Origin of the sequence: Maricaulis maris MCS10, assembly GCF_000014745.1 — a bacterium.
Classification (GTDB): domain Bacteria; phylum Pseudomonadota; class Alphaproteobacteria; order Caulobacterales; family Maricaulaceae; genus Maricaulis; species Maricaulis maris_A.
In genome coordinates, this window is the sequence record NC_008347.1 from 2,714,240 (window position 1) to 2,732,537 (window position 18,298).

General features: G+C 61.9%; 16 protein-coding genes and 1 tRNA gene. 8 read left to right on the plus strand and 9 right to left on the minus strand.

Translation table 11 applies throughout. The annotated features are described in order from the left end of the window. Positions 1-38: 38 nt before the first annotated feature. The 4 genes from MMAR10_RS12885 to MMAR10_RS12900 all read right to left on the minus strand — a co-directional run bounded on the left by MMAR10_RS12885 (position 39) and on the right by MMAR10_RS12900 (position 5,495). Positions 39-1,376: a TolC family protein gene (locus tag MMAR10_RS12885; protein WP_011644424.1), complete on the minus strand. Its 1,338-nt coding sequence runs from the start codon at positions 1,374-1,376 to the stop codon at positions 39-41. A gap of 5 nt (positions 1,377-1,381) precedes the next feature. After that, positions 1,382-2,692, minus strand: coding sequence for an HlyD family type I secretion periplasmic adaptor subunit (locus MMAR10_RS12890; RefSeq protein ID WP_011644425.1), 1,311 nt, complete (start codon positions 2,690-2,692; stop codon positions 1,382-1,384). Then, on the minus strand, positions 2,692-4,386 hold the full coding sequence (locus MMAR10_RS12895; protein ID WP_011644426.1) for a type I secretion system permease/ATPase: 1,695 nt from the start codon (positions 4,384-4,386) through the stop codon (positions 2,692-2,694). Before MMAR10_RS12895 ends, MMAR10_RS12890 begins: the two co-directional genes overlap by 1 nt. A gap of 140 nt (positions 4,387-4,526) precedes the next feature. Next, the gene (locus MMAR10_RS12900; protein ID WP_011644427.1) at positions 4,527-5,495 is read right to left on the minus strand and encodes a KpsF/GutQ family sugar-phosphate isomerase; all 969 of its coding nucleotides are present in this window, start codon (positions 5,493-5,495) and stop codon (positions 4,527-4,529) included. A gap of 363 nt (positions 5,496-5,858) precedes the next feature. On the opposite strand from MMAR10_RS12900, the gene gpmA reads away from it, so the two are divergent. The 3 genes from gpmA (at position 5,859) to MMAR10_RS12915 (ending at position 8,583) form a co-directional block, all read left to right on the plus strand. Beyond that, positions 5,859-6,590, plus strand: a complete 732-nt coding sequence (gene gpmA / locus MMAR10_RS12905) for a 2,3-diphosphoglycerate-dependent phosphoglycerate mutase (RefSeq protein ID WP_011644428.1) — start codon at positions 5,859-5,861, stop codon at positions 6,588-6,590. Continuing rightward, complete coding sequence (gene ribD / locus MMAR10_RS12910) at positions 6,587-7,210, plus strand: bifunctional diaminohydroxyphosphoribosylaminopyrimidine deaminase/5-amino-6-(5-phosphoribosylamino)uracil reductase RibD (protein ID WP_011644429.1); 624 nt, start codon at positions 6,587-6,589, stop codon at positions 7,208-7,210. The genes gpmA and ribD overlap by 4 nt, the downstream gene beginning before the upstream one ends. Before the next feature lie 71 nt (positions 7,211-7,281). After that, positions 7,282-8,583, plus strand: a complete 1,302-nt coding sequence (locus MMAR10_RS12915) for a pentapeptide repeat-containing protein (protein WP_011644430.1) — start codon at positions 7,282-7,284, stop codon at positions 8,581-8,583. 79 nt (positions 8,584-8,662) lie between these two features. Here MMAR10_RS12915 and MMAR10_RS12920 read toward each other — a convergent pair whose 3' ends face one another. Beyond that, positions 8,663-9,139, minus strand: coding sequence for an Hsp20 family protein (locus MMAR10_RS12920; RefSeq protein WP_011644431.1), 477 nt, complete (start codon positions 9,137-9,139; stop codon positions 8,663-8,665). Between the two features lie 220 nt (positions 9,140-9,359). Here MMAR10_RS12920 and MMAR10_RS12925 point away from each other — a divergent pair, with 220 nt between their 5' ends. Next, positions 9,360-10,292 (plus strand): class I SAM-dependent methyltransferase, encoded by a 933-nt coding sequence (locus tag MMAR10_RS12925; protein ID WP_011644432.1) that lies wholly within the window; start codon positions 9,360-9,362, stop codon positions 10,290-10,292. Next, positions 10,292-10,960, plus strand: coding sequence for a hypothetical protein (locus MMAR10_RS12930; protein WP_011644433.1), 669 nt, complete (start codon positions 10,292-10,294; stop codon positions 10,958-10,960). Before MMAR10_RS12925 ends, MMAR10_RS12930 begins: the two co-directional genes overlap by 1 nt. A gap of 4 nt (positions 10,961-10,964) precedes the next feature. Here the strand turns inward: MMAR10_RS12930 and hisN are convergent, their stop codons facing one another. From hisN to MMAR10_RS12945, 3 genes are all read right to left on the minus strand, one after another. Continuing rightward, the gene (gene hisN, locus MMAR10_RS12935; protein WP_011644434.1) at positions 10,965-11,762 is read right to left on the minus strand and encodes a histidinol-phosphatase; all 798 of its coding nucleotides are present in this window, start codon (positions 11,760-11,762) and stop codon (positions 10,965-10,967) included. Positions 11,763-11,826: 64 nt separating this feature from the next. Beyond that, positions 11,827-12,213, minus strand: coding sequence for a helix-turn-helix domain-containing protein (locus tag MMAR10_RS12940; protein ID WP_011644435.1), 387 nt, complete (start codon positions 12,211-12,213; stop codon positions 11,827-11,829). Between the two features lie 121 nt (positions 12,214-12,334). After that, positions 12,335-13,162 carry an N-formylglutamate amidohydrolase gene (locus tag MMAR10_RS12945; RefSeq protein ID WP_190273927.1) on the minus strand — a complete coding sequence of 276 codons (828 nt, stop codon included), beginning with the start codon at positions 13,160-13,162 and terminating at the stop codon, positions 12,335-12,337. 234 nt (positions 13,163-13,396) lie between these two features. Here MMAR10_RS12945 and cpdR point away from each other — a divergent pair, with 234 nt between their 5' ends. Then, on the plus strand, positions 13,397-13,762 hold the full coding sequence (gene cpdR / locus MMAR10_RS12950; RefSeq protein WP_011644437.1) for a cell cycle two-component system response regulator CpdR: 366 nt from the start codon (positions 13,397-13,399) through the stop codon (positions 13,760-13,762). A gap of 142 nt (positions 13,763-13,904) precedes the next feature. Here cpdR and MMAR10_RS12955 read toward each other — a convergent pair whose 3' ends face one another. Beyond that, positions 13,905-16,952, minus strand: a complete 3,048-nt coding sequence (locus MMAR10_RS12955) for a TonB-dependent receptor plug domain-containing protein (protein ID WP_011644438.1) — start codon at positions 16,950-16,952, stop codon at positions 13,905-13,907. 322 nt (positions 16,953-17,274) lie between these two features. Here MMAR10_RS12955 and MMAR10_RS12960 point away from each other — a divergent pair. Then, positions 17,275-17,349: transfer RNA gene (locus MMAR10_RS12960), tRNA-Val, on the plus strand. A gap of 17 nt (positions 17,350-17,366) precedes the next feature. After that, entirely contained in the window at positions 17,367-18,278 is a 912-nt protein-coding gene (locus MMAR10_RS16775) for a Stf0 family sulfotransferase (protein ID WP_083759578.1), read from the plus strand. The last annotated feature ends 20 nt before the right edge of the window (positions 18,279-18,298 follow it).

Below are 18,298 nucleotides of genomic sequence, written 5' to 3' on the forward strand. Positions count from 1 at the left end.
GTTGCACCTCGACACCGTTCACTGCACCCGCGCAAGCGTCAAGGCACTTCGTGAGCGCGTTCTGTTTCAGACCGCGGGCGCGGCATGCGTGCCGTCAGCCCCAACAACTCGAGACGCTGCCGGAGCAGCGAGAAACGCGCTCCAATGACGTCGAGTTCGGCACGCTCATAGGCGAGCCTGGCATCGATCAGATCTGGCAAAGTCCCCAGGCCATAGTCAAATTCGCCGGAGACTGCGTCGAAATACTCGAACTGCGAACGGGCGACAGCCTCGCGACGAACCAGTTGCGCCTGCAATGACATGGAGCGGCGAAAGACGATTTCCGCCTGCTCACGCAATTGTCGCTGCAATGACCGCAAGCCGCTTTCTTCCTGTTCCAGACGGGCGACCGCGCGGTCGCTGCGCGCTCGCAAGGCGTCGCCGGTATACAAGGGCACCGAGACATCGATCCCGACCCGGTCCCGGGCATCCCAGGTTTCACTGAAATCATCATAGACATACGAGGCGATACCCACCGCTTCGATGACCGGCATCCGGCTGCGGCGCGCCCGCTCACGCTGGGCATCAAGCACCCGGACCGCTTCAGCCTGCGCGGCTATGCCGGGATTTTGGGTCAACGTCAGATCGACCGCATCATGAACTGTCGTCACGCCATCAAGAGCCCGTGCCAGATCATCGGCTACCGCATTGGCATCACACAAGGCCCCGGGAGCGTAGCCGGTGTATTCGCGTATCCGCGTACCGGCCCGCTCTCTCATAAAGCTCAACTCGAGCGCATCGGCCTCGGCCTCGGCCAATTGAGCCGCGATTTGGGCGCGATCAGCACGGGTGGCGCCGCCAGTCTCCAGCAAGGCTTCGACCGCAACGCGTTGGCGGTCAAAATAGTCACGGCGTTCGGCGATCACATTGATCATGGCATCTGCCTCCAGATGCGTCAGATACGCATCAGCCAGCCGGCTGGATGCATCGATCTGCTGGGTCCGCAATTCATGCGCCCTTTGATCTATCGAACGGCTGGCAGCGGCCATCGCATAGTGGGAATCACCAAAGTCGTAGAGACGTTGGGACAATCTGACCCCGACCTGATTTTCGATCTGGCTGCCGGTCAGGCCGCTATCGCCGGATGCAGTCCGTCCGAACGTGGAAACCTGCGGCAGCCTGAGCGACTCGGCTTCCCGATAATCGGCAGCGGCCTCATCCTGTCGCGCCGCCGCCCCGGCCACTTCCGGCGCGCGCTCTGCAGCCAGCAGCAGTGCGGTCTCAAACGACAGGCAACTATCCGGCTGAGCGGCCGCATGGCCCGTCAGCCCCGCAAGAGCACACAGGACGATCCCGATCGAGAGAGGTCGCGTACGGGAAACACAATTGAACTTCATCACCATCACCCGGTCCGGGCGCCGCGAAACAGCGACTCGCTGATTGGCTCGAACAGATAGTCGAGTGTAGTCCGACTTGAGCCTGAGAAGATGAAAACTTCGACCGGCATCCCCGGAATGACATCCAGTTCGCCCAGGCGCGCAGCCTGGTCTGCCGGGATGCGAATTCGAACTTCATAATAGGACACGCCGGTATTCTGGTCGGTTTTCAAATCCGCACTGACGCTGATCACTTCGCCATCCAGGCGCGGCGTCATCCAGCTCTTGTAGGCGGTCAGCCGTGTGCGCACGGCCTGTCCTTCATACACCGCTGCCCTGTCGGCCGGCTGGACGCGGACAGAGGCCGTCATTTCGCCAACAGCCGGGACAATTTCCAGTATGGCCTCACCGGGCCTGACCACACCACCCCGTGTGGCGAACCGCAAATTGAGGACTTCGCCGGACAGGGGCGCGACCACAACCGACCGGTTCAACACATCCTGCGCCGCTGCAATCCGTTCTCCGGCCTGCTCGAGCTGACTGCGCACTTCGAGTTGATCGGCGGATATCTGTCGCAGGAAAGCAGCTTCGGTCTGGGCAATTTGTCCGTCCAGATCCTGTTCCAGTGTCGCCGCTTGCTGGGCATCGGTCCGCAGCCGGGAAATATCGGCTTCCAGAGCGGCGACATCCCGTTCCATGCCACGCAATTCATCAAGCCGCGCCATCTGCCGCTCATAGCGTTCACGCAACAAGCTGAGCTGTTCTTCAGCCGCCGCAATGACACGCTGGGTCACACGAATCTGCTGGGCATGAAGATCCCGCGACGAGCGAGCGCCATCGCGACGTGCTGTCAGGACCGCGATATCGGCCCGGAAGGATTGCATTTGCTGGCGGAACAGGTCGCTCTGCCGGGCCATGACCGCCTGGCGCTGGTCCACCGTCAGGTCGAGCGTGTCCAGAGGCGAGAAGTCAGGCTCCTCCAGCCCTTCCCGCAAGGCCGCGAGGCGCTGCTGGGACCCCGTCAGGGTGGCAATTTCCTGCAGCAACTCATCTCGCACCGCGAGCGATGCGGTTTCCTGCAGGGTCAGCAGGGCCTCGCCGGCGGTGACCTGGTCACCGTCCCGCACCAACAATTCGTGGATGATGCCACCTTCCAGATGCTGCACCACTTGCCGGTCATTCTCGACAACGATCTGGCCCGCAGCGGGCACGCCCTCGGCGAGCGGTGCCAGTCCGGCCCAGGCCAGGAAACCACCAAGACCGATCAGACAGACCAGCGCCGACCGGCGCACAAAGCGGTCACGCAGGATACTGACAGTTCCGCCAGACCCCTCCATCAAGCAGCTCCCCCGCGACCCGAGACATGACTGCCCGCGCCCGGTCCGGTCGCCAGCTTGAGAAACTGCTCGGCAGGCGCCGCCATGACGTCCCCGTTCCGGACAAGCAGGACGGTCTTGGCGCGCTCGATCACACGGCGATCATGGGTCGCCGCGAGAATGATCGCGCCGCGTTCCGCGGCCTGACGCAGGGCGTTGACGAGGCCGGGTGCGGCTGCGGCATCGAGATTTGCAGTCGGTTCGTCCAGCAGCAACAGAACCGGGTCCCCGAACAGGGCCCGCGCCAGACCGATCATCTGGCGTTGACCGGCTGACAGGTGAGTGCCACCTGGACCAACTCGCGTGTCATACCCGTCGGGCAGCGACAGGATGGTTTCATGCGCACCTGCCGCGCGCGCAGCGGCGATGATCGCGTCAGCATCCGCCTCACCAAGCCGGGCAATATTCTCGCCGACCGTGGCCGGCAGGAGTTCGACATCCTGCGGCACATAGCCGACATGACGTCCCCGATCCGGGCCCGGCCAGTCATGCAGATTGCGGCCGCCCAGACTCATGGCACCGGATCCCGGCTGCCAGGCGCCGGCCAGCGTCTGCAGGAGCGTCGTCTTGCCGGCCCCATTCCCGCCGGTGACCGCAACCAACTGGCCACCGGATGCTGACCAGCTGAAGGGACGGATCTGCGGTGCTTCCGCACCTGGAACGACAACCGAGAGCCGATCCAGTTTCAACTCGGCTGCCGGTCGTGGCAGCGGCGTGAAACGCGGCTCGGCCTCGGCCCCCTCGAGGCGTTCGGTCAGGCCTTTCCAGGCAGACCAGGTCTGAATGGTATTGCGCCAGCCGCCAACGATCTGGTCGATCGGTCCCAGCGTGCGGGCGAGGATGATTGACGAGGCGACGATGGCACCCGGTGAAATTTCCTGGCTCAGGGCCAGGGCGGCGCCGCCGCCCAGCACACAGATTTGCAGGATCTGCCGGGTCGATCTGGATATTGCCGAAAATTTCCCGTCATCCTTGGCCGCATCCATGGAAAAGCTCTGCCCGGCGCTCTGACTGGCCCGCCAACGGCGAAAGGCGGCGGGCACCAACCCCATCGCAGCCATGGCCGAGCGCTGCCGCTCAAGACCTGCTGCGAAATCCCCGGCACTGCGCAGTGCGCCTTGCGAGAACTGCCCCGCCTGGCGTGTGGTCAGTTCCGCTGTGACGGCGACGGCGAATACAATCGCCGCGCCGAGCAGACCGATCATTCCCAGCACCGGATGGATCAGGAACAGCACCACCAGGAAGAGCGGCGCGAAGGGCAGGTCGGCAAATGGCAGAAGGGATCCGGATTGCAGCGCCGTCTGCACCCGCTGGATGGCACCCAGATCACGCGCCAGGTGCGGCGCACCGGATTCTGTTTCGAAACGGGCAAAGGCGAGTGGCACCAGCAAGGCATCAAGCTCCTGCCCGGCCAGCGCGCTGACACGGCGACGGCCGGCCTCGGCCGCGCCGTACACACCCAACAGGAATACAGCCAGGACCGATAGCCAGATCAGCGTGTCAGTTGAGGCCGATGACAGGACACGGTCATAGACCTGCAGCATGTAGAGCGGAGACACCAGCAACAGTAGGTTCGACGCGAGGGAAAACCCGGCCAGCGCCGCCATGTAGGGCCGCAAACGCTGCCGGACCTGCAGTGCCAGGGGTTCTTTCATACTCACTCCCACCCGAACCGGCGCCCAAGGCGTGCCTGTGCCGGGTCAACATCAAACCCGTCCGGTCCCTTGCGGCAACGATAGCGTGAGGGCCGGGATTTCGCCAGAGCCTGCCCAGACTTGTGTGCATGATGGCGGCGCTATTTGAGCCCGACACGCAGCAAGTCATGCAGATGCAGGATGCCAACAGGGCGTTCATCGTCATCGACAATGAAAAACTGGGTGATTTTCGGAGTACCAGCCGTCATCAGCCGCAAGGCATCTGCCGCCAGCATGCTGGCGCTTCCGGTGCGTGGGCCGACCGTCATGACGTCGCCGGCCCGCTTGTCGAAAAGACCTGCCCCCATGTGCCGACGCAGATCGCCATCAGTGATGATGCCCGCCAGCTTGCCGTCCGCCCCCACAATGCCGGCACAACCAAAGCTCTTGGTTGTCATCTCTATGAGCACTTCGCTCATTTGCGCGTCGGTACCGATCAACGGCACAGCGTTTCCGGCATGCATGATGTCCTGAACGGTGGCGAGCGCTGCGCCAAGCGCGCCGCCTGGATGGAATGTCTTGAAATCGGTTGCCGTGAAGCCCCGGGCCTCGAGCAGTGCAACCGCCAGAGCATCGCCCAATGCCATCATCAGCGTGGTGGATGTCGTCGGCGCGCGCGTTTCTCCGCAGGCTTCAGGCGCTTGCGGAATGGCGAGCAGGAAATCCCCGGCGCGGCCCAGACTGCTGTCCGGCTGTGCGGTCATGGCGATCAGCGGCACCCCGAAACGGCGGCAATAGGCAATCAGATCGCCCAATTCCCTTGTTTCACCGGACTTCGACAGCGCCAGCACGGCATCATCGGTGCCGATCATGCCCAGATCACCATGGCTGGCCTCGGTCGGGTGGACGTAATAGGCCGGCGTCCCCGTCGAGGCGAGCGTTGCCGCGATTTTTCTGGCAACGTGACCGGACTTTCCAACCCCGGCACAGATCAGCCGCCCCTTCACCCCGCGCAGCCGTGACACGGTGTTGGCGAAATCCGTTGAAATCGATTTCTCAAGCGCATCCATGCCCTCACGCTCGATGGCGATGACGCGGCGGGCAGATTGCACGGAATCGATTTCGGACATGCCTTATCCTCGCAGTCGGTCAGGACGGAGTGCCCTTTTCGAGGTGATCCAATAGCAGAACCGCGCACGTCCGGGGAAGAGACGTGCGCGGTTGGTGCGGCAAGATGTGACCGGGCCTTTGGGGGACGGGTAAAGGCCGCACATCCCGACGCCGCTCACCGGGACGGATAAGTCATGCCTTGGGTATGGGTTCAAGAGATTGAACCAGGCTCGCCCCGGGAACCTGTAGTCCCTTTATACCACAACTTGATGGTGAAGGTTAAGCGAATTCGGGGCACCCGGTCTTGCGGCCCAGCCGCCTTGCCCTGCTGCAATTGGCGGGCTATCGCTGCCGGTGTCAGGGCAATCTCGGGAGACGACCACATGCCGCAGCTCGCACTTATCCGGCACGGCCAGAGCGAATGGAACCTCCAGAACCGGTTCACCGGATGGGTTGATGTGGATCTGACCGATGAAGGGGTTGCCCAGGCGCGGCAGTCCGGCGAGCTGCTGGCGAAGGCCGGTTTCGAGCCCACCCACGCCTTTGTGTCTGTGCTGAAGCGTGCCATCAAGACCCTCAACTTCACCCTGGAAGGTCTGGATCGGCTGTGGATACCGGTCGACAAATCCTGGCGGCTGAACGAACGCCATTATGGCGCTCTTGCCGGTCTCGACAAAAACGAAACCCGGGCCAAGCATGGCGATGAACAGGTGAAAATCTGGCGCCGCTCCTTCGACACACCGCCCCCGCCCGTCGCCACCGATCACGCCTACCATCCGCTCAATGATCACCGTTATGCCGATGTGCCGCGCGAACTCCTTCCGGCATCGGAATCCCTGAAGTCAACACTGGACCGGGTCGAGCCATACTGGTCCTCGTCGATCCAACCCCGGCTTGCGGCCGGCGAGACCCTGATCGTGGCTGCTCACGGCAACAGTTTGCGCGCCCTGGTAAAACTCCTTTTCAAGGTCTCCGATCCGGACATCATGGAAGTCGAGGTGCCGACAGGAAATCCACTCCTCATCGACCTCGAAGACGACGGCATCACCTTGCGGTCTGCGCGATATCTTGATCCGGTTCGCGCCAAGCCCCTGCCACCACTTCCGGGCGCATGAGTGCGATCGACGACGCACGCTACATGGACCTCGCCGTGGCGTTGGCACGGGCCCAGCAAGGCCGGACCGCACCCAACCCGGCGGTCGGGTGCGTGCTCGTCAGGGACGGCCGGATCATTGCCACCGGAGCAACACAAGATGGCGGCCGGCCCCATGCCGAACGCGTCGCGCTCGACGCGGCCGGTGCTGAAGCAGCCGGTGCGACAGCCTACGTCACACTGGAGCCCTGCGCCCATCACGGTCAAACACCGCCTTGTGCGGACGGGCTGATACAGGCGGGAATCGAGCGCGCTGTAATCGCGTGCGGCGACCGGTTCGAGCAGGTCTCCGGGCGCGGCCTGGCCATTCTGGCGGCGGCGGGAATGACGGTGGAGACAGGATTGCGGGAGACAGATGCCACATCCCTGTATGCGGGTTTCTTCTCCCGGCTGGCCTCCGGCCTGCCGCATATCATGCCCGATGCACGGGCACGCGGTTATGACGGCGAACTGACCGCCCGCTCGTTGGACGAGGCAAAGGTGCAAATCCGCACGTTTGCAGAAGCGGGCATGAACCGGATCCGCGTGGCGCCGGATCACCCTCTCGCCGATTGCGATTGGCCGACTGTGATGGACGGATAAGCAGAGAACTGGCTGTTAACGGTCGATCTTTATGGTGCTTGTTTGGAGCAACCACCATCAGGACCCCACCGATGACCGATCGCAAGATCGAGTTCAAGAAACTGACCCAGGATGAAGTCGACGCGATTTGCGCCCGGCACGAACGCCTGTGGTCGGGGCGCTCCGGTGGCGCACGGGCCAATTTCTCCTACACCATTCTCGAAAACATGGTGCTGGCCAATCGGGACCTGTCCGATGCCGACTTCAGCGGTGCCGTGTTGCGCGGTGCCGTCCTGTCCGGAGCCACGCTCAATAGCGCGGTCTTTTTCGCCGCCGATTTGCGGCGTGCCAATCTGGAAGGCGCGTCCCTGAGACGGGCGGACTTGCGCGGTGCCATCATGCGGGGCGCCAACCTAACCGGGGCTGACCTGACCGAGGCTGATATGCGCGAAGGTGCGATCGCCCAAATGGACAAGGAAAAGGGCCTCGCGGTCCTGACCCACAAAACCCAGGAAAACGATGCCGGGACCGCCAATTTCACGGGGGCCAATCTCTCGCACTCGAAAATGGCCGGAATCGCCGCCCAAAAAGCCGACTTCACTGACGCCATGCTGCTGGGCACCCGTTTGATCCGGGCCAATCTGCGCGGATCATCCTTTCAAGGCGCCAATCTCGAAGGCGCAGACATGTCCGGCGCGGACCTGTCCGATACTGATTTCACGCATGCCGTTTTGATCGGCACGAAGACCGTGATGGCCAAGACCCAGGGCATGAACACCGACGGCGCGTTGACCAATGCGGCGGTCGGTATTGATCCTGAAGCTCTGGAACAGCCTGTTGCCGACCAAATCGCCGAACATGTCCGCTGGTGTGAAACCAATGGCAAGGAAGGCAAGCCATCCCTGTTCGACGGGACGGATCTCCGTGGCCTGACATCCCTCGCCGGGAAAACACTGACCGCCTTTCATGCGCGTGGCGCGACACTTTACGGCCTGGACCTGGAGGGCGCGCAGCTGCAGGGCGCTCGCCTTGAAAAAGCCGACCTGCGGATGGTCAGCCTGCGTGGCGCGGACCTGCGTGGAGCCGATCTTACCGGCGCCAACCTTTCAAATGCCGACCTGCGTGACTGCCAACTTGGGCCGCTTCTGCTCGATGGCAACCGGGTTCTTCCGGCCTCGCTCGCCGGGGTGCGGGCACGCTATACCGATCTGCGGGGCGCCGACCTGCGTCAGTTGAAGGCGACCGGCGCCGATTTTTCCTACGCCACCCTCAACGGGACCAATGTGAAAAGGGCGAGCTTCAATGGCTCCTGCTTCACGGGTGCCCGTATCGACGAGGACTTCTCCACCCAGGTTGACTCCCTGGACGGCGCCGTCGATCTCGACGCGGCCTGAACCAGACAAAAGGCGGCGAGCTTTCGCTCACCGCCTTCAGGGTCAATCGGAGGGGAAATCAGTGACCGTCAGTGACGGGTCAGGCGGCCTTCGTCTTGCCGCCCTCGATCAGGCGGGCCCGCTTGGTGCCGGCGCCGGATTTGATTTCAATCCGTTTCGGCTTGGCCGCTTCTGGAATTTCGCGCACCAGGCGCACCTGAAGCAGGCCGTTCTTCAAGCCGGCATCGGCCACCTCGACGTGATCCGCCAGATGGAAACGACGTTCGAATGAGCGCTCCGCGATGCCGCGATGCAAGAAGCGGCGGTCGTCCGACTCCGTTTTCTCACCGATCCGGCCGGAAACCGTCAGGATGCTTTCCTGCACTTCGACGACCAGATCTTCTTCGCCGAAACCGGCAACCGCCAGTTCGATCAGATACTCGTCATCGGCGACGTGCTGGATGTTGTAGGGTGGGTAGCCTTGAGACTCGATCTTGGTAGCCGAGTCCATCATGTCCGCGAGCCGGTCAAAACCGACAATCGAGCGATACAGCGGCGTGAAATCAACAGTTCTCATTTCAGTCCATCCTCCTTCAGAGCGATAAACAGGCCCGGGACATCCGGGCGGTTTCGACAAGCCAGATCCGACGGATCCTGGCACTGGTAGCGAGCCCCTGATGGCGACCCGCCCCAACTATCTGGGTAGCCATTCCATTGGCTGCAACCCCCGAAAACAAGATTTGCGCACGGCCCCGGGCTTGGTTACCAATTGCGCGTCTCATCCAGGAGTTTCCAACATGCGTCACGCTTCACTTCTCGCACTTCTCGCCGGCACATCCGTTCTGGCAGCCTGTAACGGCGAACCGGTCGACACCGCGGATATTCCGGAGACCGATGCGGTTATGGAAGCCGGCCAGGACACGGCGACAGCCGAGGCCGCCGAGGCACCGGCGGCTCCCGACCTGACGGTGCTCGCAAACGTCCTCAACGCTGACTGGCGAAGCTCCGGTCGCGATCGCGACGAATGGCGTCACCCGCAGGAAACCCTTGAGTTTTTCGAGGTCGACCCAAGCAGCACCATCGTCGAAATCTGGCCGGGCGGCGGTTGGTATACCGACATCATCGCGCCCTGGGTCAACGCCAATGGCGGTCAGTATGTCGCCGCTCACTTCGACCCGAACTCGGGCAGCCAGAACCGTCAGCGCTCGCGGGCATCTTTCGACGCCCATGTCGAAGATACAGCCATCTACGGCAATATCCTGACCGTCTCGTTCAATAGCGAAACAACGCTTGGCCTTGACGCTGACTCCGTCGATACGGTCCTGACATTCCGCAATATCCACAACTGGATGTCCCGCGGTTTCGCCGAGCGTGCTTTTGCCGACTTCCACACAGTTCTGCGGCCAGGCGGCGTCCTGGGCGTGGTCGAACATCGGCTGCCGTCAACGCGCGAACAAGACCCAGGCGCGCCGAACGGCTATGTCCAACAGGCCTATGTCATTGCCTTGGCGGAAGAGGCCGGATTCGAATTTGTCGCCGCGTCCGAGATCAATGCCAATCCGGCTGACACGGCGGACCACCCGCTTGGCGTCTGGACCCTGCCTCCAGTACGCCGCAGCCCGTCGGCCGATAGTGAACTGGCCGCCGAGTTCGACCGTGCGGCCTACGATGCGATTGGCGAGAGCGATCGCATGACATTGTTGTTCCGCAAGCCTGTTGCTGACGAATAATGCGAGCATTCCTGCTTGTTGTCGGACTGGTGGCCGGCCTTGTTGCCGCGGGCGCCCATGCGCAGTCCGTGGAACGTGAGGCCGGCCCCCTGCCGCGCTTTTTCCCGCATCGCTCGACCTATCTCGACCTGGATCCCGATCAGCGGTCGCATTTCCAGCTTGCCTATCTGGTTTCCTCACAGTCCGGCGTGCCGGCCGACGAAATACGGATGTGGTTCAATCAGGATGATGGAGAAGTCATTTCCTTCGACATCGATGCGACCGGCCGCATAACCCGCCTGCCCGATCTCGACGAACTGTCAGCAGAACCCACCGTCTGGATCAATCAGGAGCGGGGCGGGATGTCGCTGAACCTGCAGTTCGAGGCGACACTTCCCGGCGGGCCGGACTTTGCCGCCAGCGACCTGCAGCTTGCCTTGGGCCAGGCCAATCATGCCATCCGGCAAGCTGCCGGTGTTGCCGCTCTCTTTGCGCCGAATTTCAAGACCTTGGTGTTCGAATTTGACGGGCCGGCCCCAACCGCCATTGCCATTCATGACGACGGAACGACATCGGCCCTGACCGCTCAGGAAAACCGGGTCATGCTGCGCCCGCGCGACCGGGCCATGCGCAATCTGGTCCGGATCGAACTGGGCAGCATGCCGACGCGCGTTCTGCTGGACAGTTGAGGAACTAGACCGCAGCTGCGGCCAAATGCTCCAGAGCCTGCTCCAGCAATGCCGGTGTTGCAGCCGCGACCACCTGTCCGCCACGGGATGGATCGCCGCCGGTCCAGTTGCTGATGACACCGCCGGCGCCCGTGACAAGCGGGATCAATGCCTGGACGTCATAGATTTGGAGCCCACTCTCAACAACCAGGTCGATGCCGCCTGAGGCGAGCATGGCGTAGGCATAGGCATCAAAGCCGAAACGGCAGAGCCGCGCCCGCGCACGGACCGCCTCGAAGGCAGCCAGTTCAGCGCCCGCAAACAGATTGGGGTCGGTGCTGGCCATGATCGCACGGTCAAGCCGGTCGCACCGCGAAGCCCGCAGGTCCCGGATTTCACCAGCTCGGGAAAAGCTGGCGCCGCCAGGCCAACCGGCAAACCGTTCGCCGATATAGGGTTGGTCAATCAGCCCCAGCCTTGGGCGACCGGCCACTTCCAGTGCAATGAGGACTGTCCAGGTCGGCAATCCGGCAATAAAGGCTCGCGTTCCGTCTATCGGATCGAGCACCCATCGACGATCACCCTTGCCATTCGAGCTTCCGAACTCCTCGCCGAGAATTCCGTCTGACGGGGCCAGTTCTGCCAGGACCGTCCGCATGGCCTGCTCGGACGCTCGATCGGCAGCCGTCACCGGGTCAAACCCCGTGGCCAGCTTGTTGTCGACATCCAATGCGGTGCGGAAATACGGCGCTATGGCGACGCGTGCGGCATCAGCCAGGGCGTGCGCTGTTTTCAGGTCGGTCGGGTCATGTTGTTCGGACATGCCAAGGCGCCTAGCACGGGCGGCGAGCCGGTGCCAGACGCCTTCACGTCATTCGAGACCTGGTTCAGGCCGCGTCGTTGGCCGCTTCTTCCGGTTCCAGCGACTTGGCCAGCTCAAGAAGGCGCTTTCGGGGACGTTCGCCAAGCCTGTAATAGGCCCGGATCAGGTCCACGGTTTCTTTTTGTGAGAGCACATCAGCCGCAAGCGTATCATCGCCATTGACCTCATCTCGTTTGGACAGGCCTTCATAAAAGTACTGGACCGGTACATCGAGTGACTCGGCCAGTTCGAACAGACGACTGGCGCTGACGCGATTGGCGCCACACTCGTATTTCTGGATTTGCTGAAAACGGATACCGACCGACTCGGCCAGTTGCTGCTGGGTCAGGCCCAGAAGGCGGCGCCGCCGGCGCAACCGTTTTCCTACATGAAGGTCGATATCACTTGTCATAACTACTCGCCGCCTAATCTTCGCGTCTCAAAGTGCGCCGGTATGAAACGCACACCTCACAGGAGAGCAAAGCGCGTGCCGGGCGAAGGCGGTTACCAGTCTTCGCCTGAAATGGGCATGATTATGACTGTAGGGATTGCGACCAGTCGATACCGGTCAATTCACTGACAAAGCTACGTATTTTAGTGATCAAACTTGTGTGATCCGTGGTCAGGGTGACACGGTTTTCATCCATGTACAGCGCGCGATTGATCTCGACCTGGATCGCGTGGACCGCATCGGGCGGCCGACCGTAATGTTCTGTTGTGTAGCCGCCAGCATAGGGATTGTTCCGAACTGTTACGAATCCCAGCTCCCTCAAAATGGTCTCCATCCTTTCTGTAACGAGCCCGTTGCAGGACGTGCCGAAACGATCACCCAGCACGATGTCGGCCCCACCGGCACTCGACGCCGGCATGGAATGCATATCCACCAGGACCGCGCACCCAAAACGTGCCTTCAATCTGGCCATCTCGGCCTGAAGGGCGCCGTGATAGGGATGATAGTAGCGCTCGAGCCGGGCACGAGCCTCGGCGAACCGCATGCGCCGCCTGTACAGGGTCCGCCCTTCAGCACCGATGCGCGGTATGACGCCGAGGCCGGATAGTGCGCGGCGTGAAGGGGCGATCTCGCCGACCGGAATTCGGTCGGCAAACATGCCCGGATCAACCTCACCGGCCGCCCGGTTGACGTCGACAAACACACGGGGGAACTCGGCACACACGAGGGTGGCGCCATATTCCGGCGCGTAGTCAATTAGTTGGTCTACATAGGCATCTTCCGACCGCCGCAACAGATCAACAGACAGTCTTGTCGACGCACTCAATTCGGCGTCATACTCACGACCTGAGTGCGGCGACGCGAGTATGACCGGGCAGGCCTGTGCTTCAGGCGGGCGTTTGACCCGCACGACTTTGGCACCCGGATCACGGTCAGCACGCTCCGGTCTATCATCGCGCTTCGCCCGGGCCGGTGACCTGCCGGCCTGAATTCCGGACTTACGGGTCGTGGGAATCGTGGTTGTCATTGCCGAAGAGTGGGCAGCTGCATCTGACCGGTCAAGGATGTCAGCGCGTTCAGGCCGTTTTTACCAGATGGTTGTAGGGTGTCGCCAGTTTGAGAATTCGCAAGGGTGGGAATCAAGATGGCTAAGATACTTCTCGCGGAAGACGACGACTCCATGCGCGACTTCCTGGCCAAGGCACTGAAGCGTGCCGGGCACGAAGTGCTGGTATGTGCAGATGGCGAGGAAGGACTTGATGCGATTGGCGAACAGCCAGCGCAATTCGACCTTCTATTGACCGATATCGTGATGCCGGGTGTCGACGGGATCGAATTGGCCCGACGGGCTGCGGAAATCGATCCGGGGCTGAAGATCATGTTCATTACCGGCTTCGCGGCTGTCGCACTGAATCCGGGATCCGGCGCACCGACCAATGCGAAAGTGCTATCCAAGCCCTTCCATCTGCGTGAGTTGGTGGACGAGGTGGCGCGAGTGATGGCTGCCTGACCAGGCGCCAATCCCGCAAACAAGAGCGCCGCCCCTGGGGCGGCGTTTTTTGTGGTGTTCCGGCGATGACCGTGACCATCCGGACAAGAAAAAGGGGCCGCCCGAAAGGCGGCCCCCAATTCTGTCAGCAATGAACTGGTGACTACCAGGCCTTGCGAACGTTGAGGTACAGGCGACGACCAACGAGGTCGTAACCGGAGCCGAGCACTTCACTGCCCGAGCCCTGCGTTGCACCAGAAGCGTTCTGGTCAACCACGGCCGGATCTTCGTCCAGCACGTTGTTCAGAGCAACGGTGATGCCCCAGGTGTCCTGCTCCCAGTTGACCGAGAGGTCATGGTAGAAGACAGCGTCCCAGCTATCGACAGCGTCGCCGCCGAGCTCGGATGCAGCCTGCAGACGCTCACCGTAGTTGACACCAACCACGTTGGAGATCGATGCCTGCTCGCCCAGGTAACGGATGCGCCAGTTGAGGCCCCAGTCGCCGCTGCTGAAGCGGTTGTTGACCGTACCGCGCCATTCCGGGTTGCCCCAGTCACCAACGAAGTTGTTGGTGTCGGAAGCAGCCGTCGTCTGGCTCAGGATTTCTTCCGACTTCGTGAACGTGGCATTCATGTCGTAGTTGAAGCCACCGAAGAGGTCGATATCCATGTTGAAGCGACCGTTGAAGTCCCAACCGGTAGCTTCCTGCGTGGCAACGTTGAACGGTGTGTTGTCAACGAGCAGCAGTTGGCCGGTGTTCGCGTCACGCGTACGGCGTGCACAGAACGGGTCGTTCGGGAAGTTGGTCGAGTTGTAGCACTGTGACAGCGAGAAGGCCGTGCCCGGGATCGCGATGGAGTCCTGGACTTCGATACCCCAGTAGCTGACACGCAGCGAAGCATCGAAAGCATCAGTGAACGGCTGGTCGAAGACGAAACCGATCGAGAATGCGTCGGACGTTTCCGGATCCAGACCCGGGTTACCTGCACGGAATGCCTCGATCGAGGACACGCCATTCAGGCCCAGAGCCGTCGGATCGACGCCTTCAGCCACACAGTTCGCAAGCACAACCGGATCACGACCATCATTGGCCGGGTCGTAGGTGCCGCTATTGTTGGCAGCCGTCGGAACCACACACGGATCGGAGAAGCCCGAGGCAAAGCCGGTCTGGCCGCCCAGGAACAGCTCGCGAAGGTTCGGAGCGCGGAAAGACGTACCCACGGTACCGTTGAAGGTCAGGCTGTCATTGACAACCCAAGCACCGCGGACCGAGTAGGTCGAGTTCTGACCGTAGTACTCATGGTCGGTCAAACGACCGGCCAGATCCACCGTGATGTCTTCAGCGAAGGCAGCACCCGAAACCAGCGGAACCGAAAGTTCTGCGTAGTATTCGGTCAGCTCAGCCTGGCCCACCGAACGACGGTCGGCGAAGTAGCCAGCCGCACGACCTTGCGAGGTCACGGTGTCCGTACCGGAGTCGAGCGAGTCACGACGCCATTCGATACCAACCACGGCATTCACTTCACCAGCCGGCAGTTCGAAAACCGGACCGGTGGTGAAACCGCCCATGATCAGCTGATCAACGGTGGTCGTGGCCGTACGGTCGATGCGCAGGAAGTCATACTCTTCCTGGGAACCGAAGTGCGGAGCCGAAACACCGTCCTGCGGGTACAGGTTCTGGTGGAAGAGGTTGACCGGCACACAATTGCCCGGGTTCAGGAAGCCGAACAGGGTGACGTTCGAGTTGTCGTAACCACAAACGATCTGACCACCTTCGACACGCGTGGTGGCGATGGTTGCGGTCAGACGGTCTTCGTCAACCTGCGGACGACGCGAGTAACCCATCGAGCGGGTGTAACCGGCGAACATCTCGTACGACCAGGACGGAGCGAAGCTCCAGTCGCCCTGCAGACCCGTCATGAAGCGGGTGTACTGGGTTTCCACGTCGATGTTGGAACGCTCGATCGGCGAAGCGAAGATCGGAACAACATCGAAGCCGAACGGGTTGAACGGGTTGGAAGCGCCCACGGTCGGGAAGATCTGACCATGGTAACCGGAGCGGTAGGTCGTCTGCGAGTTGGTGTGAAGCAGCTCGGTGAAGACCGTCACGTTTTCCTGACCCAGGATGCGGTCGATCGTGTAATCGCCCGTAAACAGGAAGGAGTAACGCTGGCTGTCCGGAATAACGTCCGTGGCCTGGTCGAGGTAGGACGAACGGTTCTGCTCGTCCGTCGACGTGCCCGTGGACCAACCGAGGATCGGGTTCACGAAGTTCGAGTCGCCCGGCGTGGAGTACACGTCGGTGCTGAACAGACCCGGGTTGGCGAAGTAGGACGCCAGGTTCGGCGCGCCATCAACATAGTAGTTGAAGGTACGGATACGGTTGATGATGGAGCCTTCGCACTCGGACAGCAGCGAGCCGTCAGCCGCGATCTCGATGTCGCGCGAGCAGTACAGGCCATCGGTCGGATCGTAGTTGTAGTCACGATCCTGAACCTGCAGGCGCTGCTGGTGGAAGTATTCCATGGAGAACAGGAAGCGGCCGTTCTCGGAAGAATCGCCCATCGTCATGTTCCAACGATGTGAACCGCCGCCGGACTCTTCCGGGGTGGAGGTCACAGCACCGATGCGGAAACCGTCGAACTGGTCCTTCAGGATCACGTTCACAACACCGGCAACGGCGTCAGAACCGTAAACCGAAGAGGCACCGTCCAGAAGGATGTCAACGCGTTCGATGGCATCGGTCGGAATGATGTCGAGGTTCGGCAGCGACGGCGCGCCTTCAACGCCCGACGGAGCGACACGACGGCCATTGATCAGCAGCAGCGTCTGGTCAGGATTGAGACCACGCAGCGTGATGGTGTTCGAGCCCGGGCCGGCGTCGGTGACGAAGGCACCGGCGATGGCATTGTCGAGCTGGACGCCCTGGGCCACGGACGACGTCTGGAGGATGGCAGCGGCGTCGATCAGACCGGCGTCGCGGATTTCCTCAGAGTCGATGACCTGAAGTGGTGCCGGCGAGCTGAACGCGTCGCGGCGGATACGAGAACCGGTGATGACGATGGTGTCATCGCTGGATTCTTCGGCTTGCTCGTCTTCGTCCTCTTCCTGGTCTTGTGCGTAGGCCGGCGAGATGGTCAGACCGGCGGCAGCAAAGCCAGCGAGGATGGTTGAGCGCAGAAGACGCTCACGATCCCAAATATTGCTCACGATTGTACCCCTTTGTTACGTGTCACCCGGATCTGCTTTGGTGCAGAACTCGGGATGGTCGGGTAGGACCCTACCTGCTGCAACTATGTCGAAGGCGGTTGTGCGATGAAAGCGCGACTCTCCGTCCCGCCGCATTTCTGTCTCAATTGTTGCAAAAAAGTCATAGGCCATTCAGGCTTCGGCAAGTTGTCGGACAGGGTTCACGCGGACACCGAACGGGCCAATCCGGGGGGCCGTCTGCACCTCATATGTGATCGGGTGCGACAGACGGCTTGCACTCCTGGAAAGCTGGGGTTAGAACCCCGGCTCTCTTGAGACGGATGGGCGATTAGCTCAGCGGGAGAGCACTTCGTTGACATCGAAGGGGTCACTGGTTCAATCCCAGTATCGCCCACCATCAAGTCTCAGGCCGACATGACCTCCTCCAAATCCCCACCCTCATCGCGCATCAGCAGTGTATCCCGCGCTCCTCAGATCCCGGCTTCTGCCGATCTGCCCTATTCGACCATGGCCGAGATGTTCACCTGGCTGGCGGACGAGGGTGTGGATCTGACTGGCGATCCCTTGAATCTGGAAGGTCAGGAACTGGGACGGCAGTACGCGATTTGCCTCGTGCCGCGATCGGGCAGCACGTTTCTCGCGCACCTGCTGAAGAACACAGGACGGTTCGGCTTCCCCAATGAGTGGATGGCCGTTGCCCTGGCCGAGGGCGAGGCGAGGGAAACCGGCTCACCGGACTGGGACACCTTGTTCCGTCGCGTCATGGCGCGATACGCGTCCGACAATGGTGTCAGCGGAATCGAACTGGCGCTGGCCCACCTGACCTGGGGCCGACAGGCGACAGGCCGACCGGACATTCTTGATCCAGGCTGGACCTATTTCTATTTGCGCCGTCGCAATATCGTGCGCCAGGCCATCTCGATGCATGTCGCCCACCAGTCCGGTGTGCTGCACTCATTCCAGATGACGGACGACGCCCGCAAGGTCCGCGATGCGGTGCTGTACGACACCCCTGCCATCCGCAGCTGGATCAAGTTCCTGCAGGACGAGGAACTGAAGTGGGAGCGCGAGTTCGGGCGCATGGGGATCGAGCCCATCCGCCTCTACTACGAAGACATCACAGCCCGCCCGGAGCGGGCGGTCAGGCTTTTTTCCAACGTGCTGGGCCTGCCGGAAACACCGACCATCAAGACCAGTACCATCGAGCGGATTGGCACCTCCCGCACCGACGACTGGGAAGCGCGCTACCGGGATGAGGACGCGCAATACCTGTCCGCCCTGCCCCTGCACCGCCCATTCGTCCACACGCCCGTCTCCATGAGCTAAGCCAGCGCGCATCAACTGCG